We start from the raw sequence: 17827 nt of genomic DNA, 5'->3' as shown, positions 1-17827 counted from the left end.
CGCCTGGCGTCTCCGTTTCGAGGAAGCTTTCATCCAAGGGAGACCAGATGAATCGTTGGCTCGGCTGCTTCGTCGGCATGACCGTCGTATGTTCCACGCAAGCCCAGGTAAGACCTCCCGCCAACCCCCTCCAGACGCTGCCCCAGACCGAAGCGCCGAAACAGGCTCCCACGGTCAGTGTCAACGTGCAGCAGCAACGAAACCCCGCTCTCGATGCCTTGCTGGCGACGCGAATCACGCCGTCCCGGTTCGACGTGTCGGGTGTGCACGCGCTGCCGTTCGATTCGGTGGCCTCGTTGTTCCGGCCACTTCAGGGGCACGACGTGTCCGTCGGCGACATCATCGCGATGGCCGATAAGGTCACCGCCATGTACAAGGCCGATGGCTACGCGCTGTCGTTTGCCTTCGTGCCGAACCAGGATTTCAAGGACGGCGTGGTTAGCGTCGTTGTCGTCGAGGGCTACGTGGCCGAAGTCGTGGTACGCGGCGACACGGGAACGCTGGATAAGCGGATTCGACGTATAGCCGCCCATATGGTTGGCGAGCGGCCGCTGCGACAGGCGACCTTCGAACGCTATATACAGGTGTTAGGGCAGCTTCCCGGCGTGAAGATCGCGGCGGGCGTGCCGCCTCCGACGACTACCGACGGCGCGACCCGGCTCGATCTCGACGTGACGCGTCAGCGCTTCAACGCGACGGCGGGACTGGATATGAACCATCCCGGCACGCAGGGTGTGATCACGGGTATCGAGAACGCCGCGACACCGTTGGGCGAGCAGTTGAGTGTGTCGACGCTATATCCCAACGGCGGCGGCCAACGCTTCTATTCCGCCGCATGGGCGCAACCGTTCGGTTCGCGCGGCTGGCAGGGGAAGGTCGACGCGTCCAACTTTCGCGGCGACCCGGATACGAACAATCAGCTGCCTGCGTATCTGAACCATCGACTTGCGCAGGACCGTCTCGCGCTGTCGGTCAGCTATCCCATCATCCTTTCGAATACGCGCAGTCTCTTGGCCAGCGGCGGGATCTACGCGTCGGACCAGGACGATAACTATCGCAACACCGTCAATGGCGCGACGCTGTCTCTTCAGTCTCATGTCCGCGTGTTCAATGCCGACCTTGCGTACATTGCACAGGAGGGCCGTCGCACGCGGCAGTTCAGTATCGGCATCGCTCATGGCGTCGATGCAATGGGTGCCTATTCGCGGGCGACAACGAATATCCCCGGCGCGGAAACGATCGCCGTACCCGACGTCGCCTTTACGCGACTGAATGTCAGCATGGCGCAGACCAACGAATGGTCGCATCACTTCGGCACGGTGTTCAGCGCCACGGGTCAGTACAGCAACGAGAACCTGCCTTCGACCGAGCAGATCAACTTCGGCGGTCCGCGGTATGCGTACGCGTACGATCCCGGTGACGCGGCAGGCGACAGCGGCTGGGCGGCGGCGCTGGAGATCAACCGGCGTTTCGTTTCGTCGACGCGCTGGGTAAAGTCGCTGGTGCCTTACGTGGTGGGTCAGGTCGCGCGGGTCTATCTCAACACCGGCACGCCGCTGGTCAAACGACTGGATTCCGTAGCGTTGGGCCTGCGCGTATCCGACGGAAAGCACTATACGGTCGATCTGGCGGTTGCCCAGCCCGTGGGCGACCGGCCACCCGAGAACCATGCGCGGAATACACGCGTGAATCTGACGTTCTCCTACCGGCTGAAATAGGCCGGTAGGGCGGGCAAGGCCGGGAGCGGACATGGTCTTCACGGGGTTGGTTAGACCATCGGCAGGTCATGTACCCGCCGGAGCGACGCCATGCCTCTGTCATTGCATCCCGGACCGATCCTCTTCGACGAATCGCTCGAACAGATCGAGCCCGACGAAACGGAAACCGCGCAATCGCTGATCGATACGTTGACCGGCATCAACGAAACGACGCTGAAGCACGAGGGGCATGCGAACCGTTCGGTACACGCCAAGAGCCACGGCTTACTGCTCGGCGAACTGCATGTGCCGGACGATTTGCCACGCGAGCTCGCGCAGGGGCTTTTCGCGAAGCCGGGTGTTTATCCTCTGGCGATGCGCCTGTCGACGGTGCCCGGAGACATCCTCGACGACAGCGTGTCCACACCGCGCGGTATGGCGATCAAGGTGATCGGAGTCGAGGGCGCGCGACTGCCGGGTTGCGAAGGAGACACGACTCAGGATTTCGTCATGGTGAATGGCCCCGCTTTCTCGGCGCCGAATGCGAAGAAATTCCTCGGTGCGTTGAAACTCGTCGCCGCGACCACCGACAAGGCCGAGGCTGCGAAGAAGGCGTTGTCCGCCGTTCTGCGTGGTGCGGAGAAGCTTATCGAAGTCTTCGGCGGCAAAAGCTCGACACTGCTGGCGCTTGGTGGCCAACCGGAAACCCACATTCTTGGCGAAACCTTTTTCAGTCAGGTGCCCATTCGCTACGGCGATTACGTGGTGAAGTTCTCCGTGGCTCCCGCGTCCCCGAACCTCGTGAAACTGACCGATGCGCCGCTCGACCTCGGCGATAAACCGAATGGCATTCGCGACGCGGTCGTCGAACACTTCGCGAGGGAAGGTGGAGAGTGGGAGGTGCGGGTGCAGTTCTGCACCGATCTGGAAAGCATGCCGATCGAGGATGCTTCCGTATCCTGGCCACAGGAAAAAAGTCCTTACATCGAAGTGGCGCGCATCGTCGCACCTCCGCAACCTGCCTGGAACGAAGCGCGTCGCATCGCTATCGACGATGGTCTGTCGTTCAATCCATGGCATGCGCTTTCGGCGCATCGACCGCTGGGCTCGGTGATGCGCGCGCGTCGCGTGGCATATAAAGCGATGTCGCGGTTTCGCGCCGAACACAATGGCACGCACATTCGCGAGCCGCGGAGTATCGACGACCTGCATCTGTAGCTGGGGCAATCATTGGGTGTTCGCCCGCACAGACCCCAAGTCTCATGTGGGGGGCGCGCCTGCGTGCGGTCGCCTACGAAGCGGAGATGCGCGAAGATGCCCCGTGCCGATGAAACACCAGCGTGGCGTGTTCGGCATACGTCGTTGCTACCACCTCGGCGAATCCGTGCCGTGTCGCCAGCCGGATCGATGCGAGGTTTTCGGGAGAGATCATGCAGCCTGTCGTGCCACCGGGCCATTGCCTGTCCGCCCATGCGAGCGCCGCGGTCGCGGCTTCGTTGGCATATCCCTTGCCCTGCAGGGCGGGCATGAGAGCCCAGCCCATTTCCGGAATGCCGGCGAACGAGGGTTCGATGATGCGTTCGTAGTTCGCGAATCCGATCTCGCCCACGAAGGCGTTCGAGGTCTTTTCGCGGACGACCCAATAGCCGAATCCAAGCGCGGCCCAGTGCCCGATATAGCGCAGCAGGCGCGACCAGGCTTCTTCTCGAGTGCCCAGCCGGCCGCTGATATAGCGGAAGACCTCGGGATCCGAGAACAGCGCGAAACTTTCCGCGAAGTCGGACAGCGCGTGGGGCTGGAGTATCAGTCGTGCTGTTTCGATCCGCGCGGTCTGTGTCGAATGAGGGGCTGCTGCGATCACGCGAGTGTCATCCATACCGTTTGCCAGCACGCATCTGGCACCCGGGTGCCGCCGCGTGTCAATAGCATCGGGAACCGGGGCGGTTGCCGTTGAACGGCAGGTCGATCGGTCGTATCTTGGCGCGAGTTGAACTCGGGCCGACACGTGCGGAAAGACTCCTCAGGGTGGTGCCTCTACTTGCTCGAATGCGAGAACGGGTCGTACTACGCCGGCATCACGAACCAGCTGGAGGCTCGTTATGCCGCGCACGTGGCCGGTCGGGGCGCGCGTTATACGCGGGCGAATCCGCCCGTGAAACTGCTGGGGTCGAAGGGCTACGTGAATCGCTCCGAAGCGTCGCGGGCCGAATGGGTCATCAAGCGACTTCCCCGGGAAAAGAAACTCGCGTTTCTGCGCGACGATGCCTGATACTGGGTTCCCCGATAACGAATAACCGCGATGAACAACGGTCGGCACGTCGACGTTACCCCCGACTGGCAACGCTGGATTGTCGAAGCCATCGACGGCGGGTCCGCGCCGGCCGAACTACTTGCCACCATGCGCGATAACGGTTTCGACGAGGGCATCGCACGGCGCGCGATCGCCGATGTGGTCTTCGGTGGCCCGTCGCCCGATCGACCGGAAGAATATGTCTCCCCGCGCTATCGCGAACGGGGGAGCCGGTTGTCGCCGCAGCACGTCATTCATGCGGTCGATCGCGACGTGCGTGTCCTGCTTCGCGTGGCGCGGCCGGTGATCGCGGTGCTGGACAACGTGCTCGACGCCGGAGAATGCGCCGCGCTTTGCGCCATGGCGTCGGCACGCCTGGCCCGCTCGGCGGTCGTGGCGCCGGAGTCGGGTACGAACACGGTGATGGACATACGTACCAGCGAGGGCGCGTATTTCCATCGTGCGGAAAACGAGCTTATCCACCGCATCGATGTACGCGCGGCGGCCATCATGGGTCTTTCCGAAGAACACGGCGAAGGCTTGCAGGTCATGCGATACGGTGTGGGCGGTGAATATGTGCCGCATTACGATTTCTTCCCGCCGAACGAAAAGGGAAGCGAGCGGCACCTGCAATCCGGTGGCCAGCGTGTCTCGACCCTGATCATGTATCTCAACGACGCGGACGACGGCGGCGAGACGATCTTTCCGCATATCGACCTGCACTACATCCCGAAGAAGGGTCAGGCCCTGTACTTCGAATACGCCAGTGCGTCCGGCGAACTCGATTCGCTTTCGCTGCACGGCGGGGCACCCGTGCGTCGCGGCGAGAAGTGGATCGTCACGAAGTGGATGCGCGAACGGGCATTCGCCGGCTGAGCCGGCTCTCTTCGCTTTTTCCCCCGGATATCCCGTAAGTCCTGACATGTCGCCAGCGTGACGCGGCAAGTGCTCCCGCATGTCTTCGATTCGCCTACAACCGAAGTTGTATTGCGCCTGTCCGAGCGCGCGTGGAGAGTCGAGCGGCGTCACTTGCTGGCCCGCATTCCTTACGGAGAGAGCTTATGAGCACTAAAGCCAATGTTGCGCCTGATCTACCGGATTTTGCTGGCGCGTCGCCGGCAATCGATTTCTATACGGACACGCGAACCCAGCTCGTCGTCAGAGTACCGTCCCTTCCTGGACCCGGGAGAATCGTCCAGGCGTTTGCCGAGGGTAGCGGCGAAGTGTCCGGCTCGGAGGCGGTGTTCGTGGCCAACGCACCGGTGGACCTGACCATCGACTATACAAAGTTAAAGACTCTCTACGATGCCGCCACGAAGGCGGATGCGTCGGTCGGTATTTACTACAAGCTGGACGGCATAAGGTCCGATCCGCGTCCGTTAGGTCTGACGAACAGTTTTGCCAGCGTGGCTCTTCCGGAGCCGCGAGTCATGCGCGAGACAAACAACCAGGTCAACGCATCGGTGCCAGACCTCGTGGTACGCGTGACAACCGCTGCGAAGTTGCAAGTGGGCGATATCGTCACGTTCTATTTTGCCTATGCGGCAGCGGGCCAGCCCGAGCCATTTCCTCCGGTGACAGCGACGTTCAATCCTCCCGCGGGCAGTGCCGATCAGTTCCTTGAAGCCACGGTTGCCAATGGCCTCGCGAACAACATCGGAAGGCAGTTCAAAATATCCTACGAAATCAAGCGCGGGACCACGACATCCCAGCGTTCGGCGATCAATACGGTAAAAGTCGTTGCCGGTCCCGCCGCGGGAATCGCGTTTGGTACCGATTACACTCACGACACCTATCCGTACGCCGTTGCGCTCGACAGCAATGGGGTGGTAAAGCCCCCGTTGGTTCCCGATCCGGCGGCGTATTACACACGTACCGCGACGGGAGGTACGCCGCCTTATACGTATTCGGCCCAGTCTCTGGAAGCCGATGCCCATTCGGTCGTTACGATCGAATCGGCGACAGGCAGACTCCTCGCGACAGGAAACGGCACGGCGCGTATCACGGCGACGGATACGAAAGGCGCATCGGCATCCTACGTAGTCACCGTTACCGGTGTCTTCGTCTGGAAGAACTATACGAAGGGGCCGGGTTTCGACGGTAACGGGAAAGCCCCGTTCGCCAGAGCGGCCGCGCTACCTCCGACGGGCTGGCGCTTTCCCATGCTTGGCGACTTCGAGTTTTTGTGGCGCAGCTATCTCAGCGGTCAGGCAGACAGCTACGACGTTGCCGAGTATCTGGGCTGGGCGGGCGGAAGGTTCGCTCCGTGCTACTACTGGACGTCGGACACGGATGTAAACGCCAGGTTCTTCTTCTGCTGGTGGTTGTTATGGGCCTGGGGATCGCGCCCGACGCCCGCACCCGCACCCGCACCGATTCCGCCGCCGCCGCCGCCGCCGCCGGTACCGCCGCCGCCGCAAGCCTGGGCATTCGATATGAATGGAGACCAGGTGGCGAGTTCGACGGGAGCTATCGAGTATCAGCGCGCATACATCGACCAGACGATTCCGCAGTTCGTCGCACTCATTCAAGACCCGCCCAATGTTGGAAAGAAAGGCTGACCTGTGGGAAGCCGCGTGACCAGGTTATCGGTCCGATGAGTCGCGCGGCTTCATGGACCTGACCCGACCTCAAGGAAACTCGTATGGAGCAACAGATGCGGTTCGCGCGCGAATGGGCGCCGTGGCTCGCCGAGGCCGGCAAGGCAGGGCGTTCGGCCAGGGATCTGCTTGCGGAGATGGCGCGGGAGCGCCTCGACGAGACAGCGGCTCGCGAGGTGATCGAGGAATTTTTTGCCCGGCTGACCGGCGCGCCGGCGCCGTGGCAAAGAGCGCCGCTCAGGTCGTTGGGAAAAGGTCCGGCAGACGAGGCAGGCGCGTTCGACACGGATTCGCGGATGCCATCCGGGCACGTTATCCATGCGGTGGATCGCGATGTTCGTGTCCTCACCCGGGTAAAGCGTCCCATTATCGCGGTACTCGACAACGTGCTCTCCGCACAGGAGTGCGACCGTATGCGGTCCATGGGGCGACCGAAACTTTCCCGTTCGAAGGTCATGAATACGCAAACCGGCGACGAGATGGTGATGGACATTCGCACCAGTGAAGGCTGCTACTTCGAGCGTGGCGGGAACGAGCTTATCCGTCGTATCGAGGCGCGCGCTTCGGCGATCATGGGGATGGCTCCGGAGCACGGCGAACCGCTTCAGCTGGTGCGCTATCGCGCGGGTGGCGAGTACGTTCCCCATTGCGATTTCTTTCCTCTGGACAGCCCGGGAAGCGACGCACACCTGGCCATTGGCGGCCAGCGCGTTTCGACGTTGATCATGTACCTGTGCGATGTGCAGTCGGGTGGCGAGACCGTGTTTCCGGAGATCGGGTTTTCTTACGTGCCGCGAAAGGGGCAGGCGCTGTACTTCGAATACACCGATGCGACCGGTGCCTCCGATCCGCTTTCGCTGCATGCGGGAGCGCCGTTGGGCAGCGGTGAGAAATGGATATTGACGAAGTGGATGCGCGAGAGGGCGTGCGTCTACTGAGGACGATTCGCCATCCATGACCTCTGGCCTATATCGACGGCCCGCCGCACAGCGCAATCTCAAGGATTACAGGGGCGGGAAGGCTATCCATGCAGCGCATGGCACGACGGATCACCGGTTGTTTCGTAGCGGGAGCGCTTGCGCTATCGCCGTTGGGGATGGCACAGACGGCGACCACGTTGCCGGCAGGCGCTTCCACTGTCGCGGTGGCCACGCCTGCACCCGTGCTTGGGGATATTCCCTTCGCATCCCCGCATGCGGCCGCGGTGCGCGTGCCCAGTGCGGCGAACGCGTGGGGTGGCCCACGTACCGGGCAGGAGGCGACGCTATCTGATCGTGTCGTGTCGTATCGCATCCAGGCGAAACTCGATCCCGATAAACATGCGGTCGACGGCCAGCAGCAGCTGACCTGGCGCAATCGTAGCGATCGTCCGGTGTCGACGGTGTACCTGCATCTGTATCTCAATGCTTTCGAAAGCGAAGGCAGCACGTTCTTTACCGAGCGCCGCACGCTCGCCGCCCATGGCGGCGGGCGCGGTCTGGCGGAGGTAAAGAAAGGCGAATGGGGTTATATCGATCTGGGCAAGGTCGAACAGGATGGCGCGGCGCTGAAGTGGTCGTTCGTCCATCCCGACGGCGGCCCGACGACCGATCGCACCGTGGTCCGCGTGGAGCTTGCCGCGCCCGTTCCGGCCGGTGGCAGTGTCACGCTGGATATGGCCTTCCATAGCCAGTTGCCCCGCGTCATCGAACGCACCGGCTATTTCGGCAAATTCAACCTCGTTGCCCAGTGGTTCCCGAAGATCGGCGTTCTTGAGCTACCCGGCGAACGTGGTGCTACGGCTCCGCGCTGGAACGTCCACGAGTTTCATTTCCTCAGCGAGTTCTTCGCCGACTTCGGCGAATACGACGTGCACATCACCGCGCCGAAAGACTATGTGGTCGGCGCCGTCGGCGAACAACAGGGCGAACCGGTCGCCGATGGCAATAACCTGGTCTGGCACTTCACGCAGGGCGATGTACACGATTTCGCCTGGGTCGCCGCGCAGGGTTACAAGACCATGGATACGACCTGGCAGGGCCCAGGCAGCCCGGAGGTCAAGGTCCGGGTGATCTATCCGGCGGAGTACACGTCGAACGCGAAGCCGGTGATGAAAGCCTCGACGGATTCGCTGACCTATTTTTCGCAGACGCTCGGACCCTATCCGTATAAGACGGTGACGGCGGTCATTCCACCGCTGAACGCGAGCGAAGCCGGGGGTATGGAGTATCCGACGTTCTTCACCGCGGACAGTTACGACTCGGTAAAGCCGGGTACGCTCAACGAGTACATGCTCGATTTCGTGACGATCCATGAGTTCGGTCACGGCTATTTTTACGGTTTGCTTGCGACGAACGAATTCGAAGAGCCCATGCTCGACGAAGGCCTGAACGAATACTGGGACGAGCGCATGTTGCGCGAGCGTGGACAGAAAGTCTGGCTCACGACACCGTTTTATCGCTGGTTCGGCGTCGAGGCACCAATGTCGGTGTTCGCGCTGGAACGCCTGACCGCAACGCTGACCCGTCCGGCCGATCCGCTTGGGCAAAATTCCTGGGATCGTCTTTCCACGTCCGCTTACGGCACGGTGTATTCGCGAACCGCGACGGCGATGCACGACCTCGAGGAGCGTCTTGGCAAGGATGTGACCGAGCGCGCCTTCAAGCAGTACTACGCGACCTGGCATTTCCGCCATCCCTCCGCCGCCGATCTTCAGGCGACGCTGATCGAAGTATCGGGTAACCGGCGCGCCGTCGATCAGATATTCGATCAATACGTGTATGGCACGGACACGGTCGATAACGAGATCAAGGAGCTGGTCAGCGAGGAAGTGCTGCCCCTGCCTGGCACGTCGACGGTGAATGGCAAACGCACCGAAATCAGCAGCGAAGATAACGACAAGCGAATCGACGAAAAGCGGGAAGCGTGGAAGAAGGCGCATCCCGATGCGAAGGAAGACACTGGTCCGTTCCCCTATCGCACGACCGTTACCGTGTGGCGGAACGGCGCGCAGGTGCCCGAAACGGTTCGCGTGACTTTTGCGGACGGTTCCGTGGAAAACCTGACCTGGGACGACGATCGTCGCTGGGCACGTTTCGAATTCGTCAAACCGGCAAAGGCCGTGTCGGCCGAGCTCGATCCGGACCGGAAAATTTATCTGGACGCGAACAAGCTCAACGATACCCGCACCGTGAAGTCCAACCACAATGCGTCGCGCCGCTGGGCCAGCGACATCGCTGCCTTGCTGCAAGGCTTTTACGCGCTCCTGGGAACGCTATGAACGGATATACGCGACGTTCCGCATTCGCTGCATTCGGCAGCGCCCTGACCGCCGGGCTTCAATGGCGGTTGCTGATCTGCTGGGTGCTGATCACGTTGCTACCGACGCTGGTGGTGGCGTTGCCCGTATGGCATGTCTTCGATTCGCTGCTGGCTCAATCGGTGCACGCCGATACATGGGCGCAGCACTTCGATGGACTGATGTTTCGCGACGTCATGTCGGAAGCCCAGCGCGGTTCGGCCCTGAATGGCGCCTTCGTTGCGGGCCTGTTGCTCACCGTATTTCTGTCGCCGTTCCTTACCGGCATGGTGATCGCCAGCGGCAGGGCAGGTCGTTCGCTCGGTTTCGGTGGGCTGATGCAGGGTGGCGGCACGGAATACGGCCGCATGTTCCGGCTGTTGCTCATTTCGTTCGTGCCTTACGGCCTGTTCGGATTCCTGGCGCAGACGGCGTTGAATATGGGCGATACACACGCCGACGCGGCACTGCTTCCCAGCGAGGCCGACCTGGGCACGAACCTGGCACTGGGTGCGGCGATCCTGTGCTTCGTACTGGCGCAGTCGATCGTGGAATCGGCGCGCGCGCAGTTCATGGTCGACCTGGGACTGCGTTCGGCCCTGCGTGCGCTGTGGCGTGGATTCATGCAGTTCCTGCGACGCCCGTTTACGACGTTGGGGCTTTATCTCGCGATCACCGTCATGGGCTATGCGCTTGCCACCGTGATCGCCAGCTGGCGCGGGCATACGACGGCGGCAGGCGGTGGCGGGTTCGTCGCGGCGTTCGCGATTACGCAGCTGGGAGTGATGGTCGTGGCGTGGATGCGTACGGCGCGTCTGTATGCGCTGGCGGGCGTGGCGCAGCCGACGAATGCGCGTCGTCGCAGGACGGATTTCGCGCCGGCGCTTTAGGGCGTCTTTATGTTGCAGGAGCGCTCCTACGGGTGCTCCTGCAACAACGCTGCCGTGGCGGGCTTAGCCCGCTGCGCGGCGGCTTTCGCGGTGGGGCGGGTAGTAAGCGAACAGGTGGGTCGCGCCGCCCAGGAAATCGATGTTGTCGATGTGCTCGCCGCCAAGTCGCTCGGCGACGTGGTCCGATGCTTCGTTGCCGATGCGCACCAGACTGATGACACGCTGCGCGCGCAGCTCGTTCCACGCGAAGGCAAGAATCGCTTCGCCGGCTTCGGTGGCGTAACCGTGATGGCGATGCTCGGGCTTGAGCATCCAGCCCAGTTCCAGATCGGGCCAGCCTTCGGGATGCATGAGGCCGGCGCGGCCGATGAACTGGCCGGTGTCCTTCAGTTCGATGGCCCACATGCCACAGCCGCGCAAGGCCCAGTGGCCGAGCAGCATCGCCATCGAACGCCAGGCGTTCATGCGATCCAGCGGCTGACCGTCACCGATCCAGCGCGTGCTGTCGGCGTCGGCGAGCATGCTCGCGTATTCGTCGAAGTGGCGTTCGGTAAGAGCGGTGAGGCGCAGGCGCGCCGTTTCCAGAACAGGGATGTCGAGCATTGCCATCAGATTGACCAGTGAGTCAGCCGAGCAGGCGAGCCAGGGCGTGGGTAGACGCCGCGAGGCTCTCCTGCCAGGACAAGCCGATTATTTTCTCACCACTTTGGCTGTCGATAAAGCTTTCTTCTTCGCCCGGAGGCAGAAGATGGCGATAATCGACTGTAATTTCAGTGCCTTGGGGTAAGTCCCTGAGAGCGAATATAAATCCCAGATGCCATAGTCCGGTCGGGTCGAAGCTGTGATTCACATAGCATTCGTCCGGCCAGTCCGGCGAAACGGTGTAGCGATCCTCGAACCAGCGGGCGCTGGCGAACAGCTGATCGGCCAGCTCCGGTCGCGACGAAAGTTCGGCCCAGGGATAGGTGCGGTCGATGGCGTCCGGTGCTGTGACGATGCGGCCGGCGGCCACGGTTTCTTCCATGAAAAGCCCCTTGCCCGCGCCCGGAATGCTGGACGCGGCGATGCGATAACGCGGCAGGATCATGGTGCGGTACGGCTCCCTGGGGCCGGACTGGGCTCGGGCGCGGAATCGCGCGGGTAGCCGTCGGCAAGGTGCGCGAGTGTAGCGCAGCTTGCCGACGGCGGCGGTATGCCCTCTTAGTGCTCGGTGTCCGCGGCTGCGGCGCGCTTGCCGGGTTTGGCCCGGGTGGCCGGTTTGGGGCTGTCGCCAAGGCGGATCGCATCGCGGTTGCGGCTGACGAGCGATGCGCCGATTCCCTTGACCATGGTCAGCTGGTCGGCGGACTCGAATGCGCCGTTGGCTTCGCGCCAGGCAACGATGGCTTCGGCCTTGCTGAGGCCGACGCCATCCAGCGACTGCGCCAGGGTGGCGGCATCCGCCGTGTTGATGTTGACCGGGCTCGACGCGAACGCGGGAGCGGCGAGGAAAAGTGCTGCGAGCATGATGGACAGACGGTTCAAGATGTCCTCCTTGGACGGAGCGCCGGATGGCGCCGAAGCACTCTGCGTCGCGCGCTTCGCCGGGCCAATCGGTCCGGGCGTCGGCGGTGCCCCGGCCTGCAGCCCGTCTTTACCGGGCACTCTGCCGACGGCACTGTGGGCGGCGCCGTCGGGGTCGCTGGTACACTACCTTTTTGCCTCGCCGAGTAACGCCCGCATGGACACTTCCCGCATTTCGTCCTTCGTCAGCGGCCTTTGGGACGCCGAGATCGTTCCCCAGCTGGTCGAATACATCCGTATCCCGAACAAGTCGCCGATGTTCGACGCGAAGTGGGCCGAACACGGCTACATGGATCAGGCCGTCGCGTTGATGGAGACCTGGGCACGCGGCAAGCTCGCCGCATTTCCCGGCTCCACGCTCGAAGTGGTGCGGCTCGAGGGCCGTACGCCGCTTATCTATATCGATATCCCCGCCCAGGGCGCCGCTGCCGGCGCTACGGACGAGACGGTCGTGCTTTACGGCCATCTCGACAAGCAGCCGGAAATGACGGGTTGGGCCGATGACCTCGGTCCGTGGACGCCGGTCATCAAGGGAGACAAGCTTTACGGTCGCGGCGGTGCGGACGACGGCTATGCGATCTTCGGGTCGCTGGCCGCGCTGCTTGCGCTTCGGGACCAGAACGTTCCGCACGCGCGCTGCGTGATCATGATCGAGGCCTGCGAGGAATCGGGCAGCTACGATCTGCCGTACTACGTGGATCACCTCGCCAGCCGCATCGGCAATCCCGCACTCGTCGTATGCCTCGACTCCGGTTGCGGCAACTACGACCAGCTGTGGCTGACCACATCGCTGCGCGGCATGACCGGCGGCAATCTCACCGTGCAGGTGCTGGAAGAGGGCGTCCACTCGGGTGACGCTTCGGGTGTCGTGCCGTCGAGCTTCCGCATTCTTCGCGATCTGCTCAGCCGTCTGGAAGATCCCGAAAACGGCAATATCAAGCCGAAAGAACTGTACGTGGACATTCCGGCGCAGCGTGTCGAGCAGGCGCGTCTTTCGGCCGAGGTGCTTGGCACCGCGGTCTACGACAAGTTCCCGTTCGTGGAAGGCATGAAGCCGGTGACCGATGATCTGACGGAGCTGGTGCTCAACCGTACATGGCGCCCGCAGCTCGCCGTGACGGGTGTCGGCGGCATGCCCGCACTGGACAGCGCGGGTAACGTCCTGCGTCCGAAGACCTCCGTGAAGCTGAGCTTGCGCGTTCCGCCGACCCTGAGTGGCGCGAAGGCCGGCCAGTTCGTGAAACAGTTGCTGGAAAGCGATCCGCCGTACGGCGCGAAGGTCACGTTCGATCTGGAGAAAGACGGCAGCGGTTGGAGCGCGCCGCAGCTTTCGCCGTGGCTGGAAGACGCCGTGGCCGAAGCATCGAAGCATTATTTCGGCGCGCCGGCAGCCTATATGGGTGAGGGCGGCAGCATCCCGTTCATGGGCATGCTCGGCGAGAAATTCCCGCAGGCGCAGTTCCTGATTACGGGCGTGCTCGGTCCGCACTCGAATGCGCACGGTCCCAACGAGTTCCTGCACATTCCCACGGGCAAGCGCGTGAGCATGGTGGTGGCCGACGTCGTCGCCCGCCACTTCGCCCACGTATCCGGCGCATGACCGGCGCGCTGGCCGCGCGCTGGCAGGCCGTACGCGAGCGGGTGGCGCAAGCGTGCGTGCAGGCTGGGCGTGCGGTCGACGACGTGACGATCCTGCCGGTCACTAAGACGTTCGGTGTCGACGTCGTCGAGGAAGCCGTTTCGCTCGGCCTGCACCGGTTCGGCGAGAACAAGGTGCAGGAGATCGTGGCGAAAGCCACGCCTCTTGCCGGCGCGGGTATCGACTGGGTAATGATCGGTCACCTGCAGACCAATAAGGCGCGCGATGTCGCGCGCGTGGCCGCCGAGGTGCAGTCGCTCGATCGCCCCGAACTGGCGGCTGCGCTCGACCGCTACCTCCAGGCGGAGGGCAGGGCGATGGATTGCCTGATCCAGGTAAAGACGTCGCCAGAGCCCAGCAAATATGGCCTTGCCGTCGAAGACCTTCCGGGGTTTCTGCGCTCGATGAGCGCCTATTCCAGTCTGCGCGTGCGCGGACTGATGACGCTCGCCATCGCGTCGGACAACGAAGCGGATGTGCGTACCTGCTTCCGCACATTGGCGGAATGCCGCGAACGGGCCCGGGACGGCGGTTTCGCCATCGACCGGCTGTCCATGGGAATGAGCGGGGACTTCGGTCTGGCCATTGCCGAGGGGTCCACCGAGGTGCGTATCGGCAGCGCCATTTTCGGGTCGCGCGGCTGATGCCCTGTGAATTCACGAATGTGAGGACAGAAGGTTAAGAGGGTCGGGCCAGCCGTTCAGATTCGCACCGCTTCGATCGATGGTTCTTGCGAATTATCTGAATATTTCCTAGATCGGCCCCTTTTTAACTTTATGCCAACAACTGCGGGGGAGTCCTTTGCTAACTTCACCGCTCGTTCACGGTCGTCAGCATGGCAGGCGGCTCAACTCACCGAAAGAAAGGCCTTATCGCTCATGCATTTAAAGCGACTGACCGCTCTCGCGTTAGCCCTTACATGTGCCGCCGCCGTTACACCTGTTTTTGCCGAAAACGTTACGCCCCCGGCTGGCCTTAGCGAGTCCGCCTCGTTGCTTCTGACCGATCTGCCTGTCTTTGCTCCAGCTACCGCGCTTGCCCAGTCCACGGTTCCCGACCTGACCGCGATCACGAAGCCCGCCGCCACTCAGGCTGCCGTGGCGAAGACCGACGATGAAGGCGACGACGGCGACGACGAGAGCCTGGTTGCGGACGCGACCGACAAACTTGCCGGTCATGTCGATGGCGATGCCCGTAACGTCCTCATGGCCTTTGCCATGAAGCTTCGCGATATCCGGTACCACCGTGGCGGCCGCCAGCCGTCGACGGGTTTCGACTGCAGCGGCTTCGTCCGCTACGTGTTCCGCCACAGCATCGGTCTGGACCTGCCGTCCAATTCGGCCAGCCAGTTCCTCGCCGGCCTGAAGGTCAAGCGCAACGATATGAAGATGGGCGACCTGGTCTTCTTCCGCACCCGCGGCAAGGCCGTCTCGCACGTCGGTATCTACATCGACAACGGCCAGTTCATCCACTCGCCCTCGGCGGGTAAGACGGTCCGCGTCGACAGCCTCAACGAGGCATACTGGGCCAAGCACTTCGTCGGTGCGAAGCGTCCGGAAGGCATCGCGAGGATTTAAGGTTTTATCGAACGCACTTAACGGTCCTCCTTCAACGTATTTTCCGAAACGGCGTGCCTCGGCCCGCCGTTTTTTTTTGGCTTCGTAGCCGCTGGCGATATGCCCGGTGCTTTCTGTGCTCTCCGTTGTTCTCTGTGGGAGCGCGCCTGCGCGCGAAAGCCTACGAAGCATAGATGCCGTACGTGGCATCCGTGGCCAGATCTGCGGGCTCGCGATGTGAGCACCGAGCCTTCTTCGCTCCGTAGGCTTTCGCGCGCAGGCGCGCTCCACAGAGAGCAATTCCCACAGAAAGCACCGGTCCGCTAACCTTTAGCGATGATCCACAAGCCTTCCCACCCCCGAAAAACCACGCCTACCTTCGGGCTGGCCCGTGTCCTGTCCAAACGCGGCATCTGCTCCCGCAGCCAGGCTGAGCGGCTGGCGCGCGAAGGGCGCGTTACGGTGAACGGCCGTGTCGTGCTCGATCCGGAGTTTCCGATCGCCGGTCCCGAGCGCATCGAAGTGGATGGCGGTGGCGCCGAGGCGGTGGCGCAGGTCTACATCATGATGAACAAGCCACGCGGGCTGGTTACCACCGCGGCGGACGAGCGCGGCCGGGATACGGTTTACACCGCGCTGGCCGAGGCCGGCCTGCCATGGCTGGGTCCGGTGGGGCGTCTGGACAAGGCCAGCGAAGGCCTCCTGCTGCTCACCAATGACACCGTGTGGGCCGCGGGCATCACCGAGCCTGTCACGCACGTGGACAAGACCTATCACGTCCAGGTGGCCGGTACGCCCGACGAGGCGACACTGGCCGCCATGCGCGAAGGCGTGCGCGACGGCGACGACTTCCTGCGTGCGCGCCACGCCTCGCTGTTACGTCAGGGCGAGCGCAATGCCTGGCTGGAGGTCACGCTGGATGAAGGGCGTAACCGCCATATCCGCCGTCTGCTGGCGGCGCTGGGTTTCGATGTGGTGCGACTGGTGCGCATCGCCATCGGCTCGTTGACGCTCGGCGAGCTGCCCAAGGGGCAGTGGCGGCATCTGAGTTCCGCGGAAGTGGACGCCCTGCGCGCGACGCCCATGTCCGGGCGCGGTGCGCAGGGCGTGAGCGTCAGGCCGGCAGGACGCCCAGGCGCTTGGCCACGCGGGTGAATGCGTCGATGGCGTGATCCAGGTGTTCGCGCGTGTGCGCTGCGCTCATCTGCGTGCGGATGCGTGCCTTGCCCTGCGGCACCACGGGGAAGAAGAAGCCCGTGACATAGATGCCTTCGTCCAGCAGGGCCGATGCCATGGCCTGGGCCTGTTTCGCGTCGTAGATCATCACCGGCACGATGGGGTGCTGGCCCGGACGGATGTCGAAACCGGCTTCGGTCATCTTTTCACGGAAGTACCGCGTGTTTTCCTTGACCTTGTCGCGCAGGTCGCCGGCGGCGGCCAGCATGTCGAAAACCTTGATGCCGGCGGCGACGACATGCGGCGGCAGCGAGTTCGAGAAAAGGTACGGGCGCGAACGCTGGCGCAGCATCTCGATCACTTCCCTGCGGCCGGTGGTGAAGCCACCCAGTGCGCCGCCGAGTGCCTTGCCGAGCGTGCCTGTGAAGATGTCGATCTTGTTCAGGACGCCGTGTACTTCGGCCGAGCCGCGACCCGTGTCGCCGAGGAACCCGGTGCAGTGGCATTCGTCGATGTGGACGAGCGCGCCGTATTTTTCGGCCAGGGCGGTGATTTCGGCGAGTGGGGCGACGAAGCCGTCCATGGAGAACGCGCCATCGGTGGTGATCAGCTTGGTGCGCGCACCGGCGGCGTCGGCGGCCTTCAGCTGTTCCTCGAGATCGGCCATGTCGCAGTTGCCGTAGCGAAAGCGCTTGGCTTTGCACAGGCGGATGCCGTCGATGATCGATGCGTGGTTGAGCGCATCGGAAATGATGGCGTCTTCTTCGCCTAGCAGCGGCTCGAAGAGGCCGCCGTTCGCGTCGAAGCAGGCGGCGTAGAGGATGGTGTCCTCGGTGCCGAAGAACTCGGCGATCTTCGCTTCCAGCTGCTTGTGCAGATCCTGCGTACCGCAGATGAAGCGCACGCTGGCCATGCCGAAGCCGTGGGTGTCGAGCGCGTCCTTGGCCGCCTGGATCACGTCGGGGTGATCGGCCAGGCCGAGGTAATTATTGGCGCAGAAGTTCAGCACCTTGCGGCCGTCTTCAAGCACGATCTCTGCCGACTGCGGCGAGGTGATGATGCGTTCGCTCTTGAACAGACCCTGTTCGCGGATCGATTCGAGTTCGCTGGCGAAGCGGGACTGGCCGGGGTAGCTCATG

At 63.0% G+C, this 17827-nt stretch carries 17 protein-coding genes; 12 read left to right on the top strand and 5 right to left on the bottom strand.

What is annotated here, in order from left to right:
* Positions 1-47 precede the first annotated feature (47 nt).
* Together EC912_RS10150 and EC912_RS10145 are read left to right on the top strand one after the other, a co-directional pair.
* Positions 48-1718: a ShlB/FhaC/HecB family hemolysin secretion/activation protein gene (locus EC912_RS10150; protein WP_132143546.1), complete on the top strand. Its 1671-nt coding sequence runs from the start codon at positions 48-50 to the stop codon at positions 1716-1718.
* A 90-nt stretch (positions 1719-1808) separates the two neighbouring features.
* The gene (locus EC912_RS10145; RefSeq protein WP_132143544.1) at positions 1809-2915 is read left to right on the top strand and encodes a catalase family protein; all 1107 of its coding nucleotides are present in this window, start codon (positions 1809-1811) and stop codon (positions 2913-2915) included.
* Positions 2916-2988: 73 nt separating this feature from the next.
* On the opposite strand, the gene EC912_RS10140 is transcribed toward EC912_RS10145, so the two are convergent.
* Positions 2989-3558 carry a GNAT family N-acetyltransferase gene (locus EC912_RS10140; RefSeq protein WP_243649218.1) on the bottom strand — a complete coding sequence of 190 codons (570 nt, stop codon included), beginning with the start codon at positions 3556-3558 and terminating at the stop codon, positions 2989-2991.
* A gap of 126 nt (positions 3559-3684) precedes the next feature.
* Here EC912_RS10140 and EC912_RS10135 point away from each other — a divergent pair, with 126 nt between their 5' ends.
* The 6 genes from EC912_RS10135 to EC912_RS10110 all read left to right on the top strand — a co-directional run bounded on the left by EC912_RS10135 (position 3685) and on the right by EC912_RS10110 (position 10754).
* Positions 3685-3966 carry a GIY-YIG nuclease family protein gene (locus EC912_RS10135; protein ID WP_243649217.1) on the top strand — a complete coding sequence of 94 codons (282 nt, stop codon included), beginning with the start codon at positions 3685-3687 and terminating at the stop codon, positions 3964-3966.
* A 30-nt stretch (positions 3967-3996) separates the two neighbouring features.
* Positions 3997-4863: a 2OG-Fe(II) oxygenase gene (locus EC912_RS10130; protein WP_132143538.1), complete on the top strand. Its 867-nt coding sequence runs from the start codon at positions 3997-3999 to the stop codon at positions 4861-4863.
* A 185-nt stretch (positions 4864-5048) separates the two neighbouring features.
* A complete protein-coding gene (locus EC912_RS10125) occupies positions 5049-6548 on the top strand; it encodes a hypothetical protein (protein ID WP_132143536.1) in 1500 nt (499 codons plus the stop codon).
* 83 nt (positions 6549-6631) lie between these two features.
* A complete protein-coding gene (locus tag EC912_RS10120) occupies positions 6632-7525 on the top strand; it encodes a 2OG-Fe(II) oxygenase (RefSeq protein ID WP_132143534.1) in 894 nt (297 codons plus the stop codon).
* 89 nt (positions 7526-7614) lie between these two features.
* A complete protein-coding gene (locus EC912_RS10115; RefSeq protein WP_243649216.1) occupies positions 7615-9846 on the top strand; it encodes a M1 family metallopeptidase in 2232 nt (743 codons plus the stop codon).
* Positions 9843-10754, top strand: coding sequence for a hypothetical protein (locus tag EC912_RS10110; protein WP_132143532.1), 912 nt, complete (start codon positions 9843-9845; stop codon positions 10752-10754). The genes EC912_RS10115 and EC912_RS10110 overlap by 4 nt, the downstream gene beginning before the upstream one ends.
* Before the next feature lie 63 nt (positions 10755-10817).
* Here the strand turns inward: EC912_RS10110 and EC912_RS10105 are convergent, their stop codons facing one another.
* The 3 genes from EC912_RS10105 to EC912_RS10095 all read right to left on the bottom strand — a co-directional run bounded on the left by EC912_RS10105 (position 10818) and on the right by EC912_RS10095 (position 12278).
* The gene (locus tag EC912_RS10105) at positions 10818-11357 is read right to left on the bottom strand and encodes a GNAT family N-acetyltransferase (RefSeq protein WP_132143862.1); all 540 of its coding nucleotides are present in this window, start codon (positions 11355-11357) and stop codon (positions 10818-10820) included.
* A 22-nt stretch (positions 11358-11379) separates the two neighbouring features.
* The gene (locus EC912_RS10100; protein ID WP_132143530.1) at positions 11380-11841 is read right to left on the bottom strand and encodes an SET domain-containing protein-lysine N-methyltransferase; all 462 of its coding nucleotides are present in this window, start codon (positions 11839-11841) and stop codon (positions 11380-11382) included.
* A 113-nt stretch (positions 11842-11954) separates the two neighbouring features.
* Positions 11955-12278, bottom strand: a complete 324-nt coding sequence (locus tag EC912_RS10095; RefSeq protein ID WP_243649214.1) for a ComEA family DNA-binding protein — start codon at positions 12276-12278, stop codon at positions 11955-11957.
* A 196-nt stretch (positions 12279-12474) separates the two neighbouring features.
* Between EC912_RS10095 and EC912_RS10090 the strand changes: the two genes are divergently transcribed.
* The 4 genes from EC912_RS10090 (at position 12475) to EC912_RS10075 (ending at position 16667) form a co-directional block, all read left to right on the top strand.
* Positions 12475-13917, top strand: a complete 1443-nt coding sequence (locus tag EC912_RS10090; protein WP_132143528.1) for a M20 family metallopeptidase — start codon at positions 12475-12477, stop codon at positions 13915-13917.
* Positions 13914-14600 (top strand): YggS family pyridoxal phosphate-dependent enzyme, encoded by a 687-nt coding sequence (locus EC912_RS10085; protein ID WP_132143526.1) that lies wholly within the window; start codon positions 13914-13916, stop codon positions 14598-14600. Before EC912_RS10090 ends, EC912_RS10085 begins: the two co-directional genes overlap by 4 nt.
* Before the next feature lie 348 nt (positions 14601-14948).
* Positions 14949-15533 carry a C40 family peptidase gene (locus tag EC912_RS10080; protein WP_343136947.1) on the top strand — a complete coding sequence of 195 codons (585 nt, stop codon included), beginning with the start codon at positions 14949-14951 and terminating at the stop codon, positions 15531-15533.
* A 315-nt stretch (positions 15534-15848) separates the two neighbouring features.
* A complete protein-coding gene (locus tag EC912_RS10075; protein ID WP_132143522.1) occupies positions 15849-16667 on the top strand; it encodes a pseudouridine synthase in 819 nt (272 codons plus the stop codon).
* On the opposite strand, the gene kbl is transcribed toward EC912_RS10075, so the two are convergent.
* Positions 16627-17826, bottom strand: coding sequence for a glycine C-acetyltransferase (gene kbl, locus EC912_RS10070; protein ID WP_132143520.1), 1200 nt, complete (start codon positions 17824-17826; stop codon positions 16627-16629). The genes EC912_RS10075 and kbl overlap by 41 nt on opposite strands.
* Between the last annotated feature and the right edge of the window lies 1 nt (position 17827).

Source organism: Luteibacter rhizovicinus, assembly GCF_004342265.1.
Taxonomy (GTDB): domain Bacteria; phylum Pseudomonadota; class Gammaproteobacteria; order Xanthomonadales; family Rhodanobacteraceae; genus Luteibacter; species Luteibacter rhizovicinus_B.
This window is presented reverse-complemented; position numbering and strand designations above follow the sequence as displayed.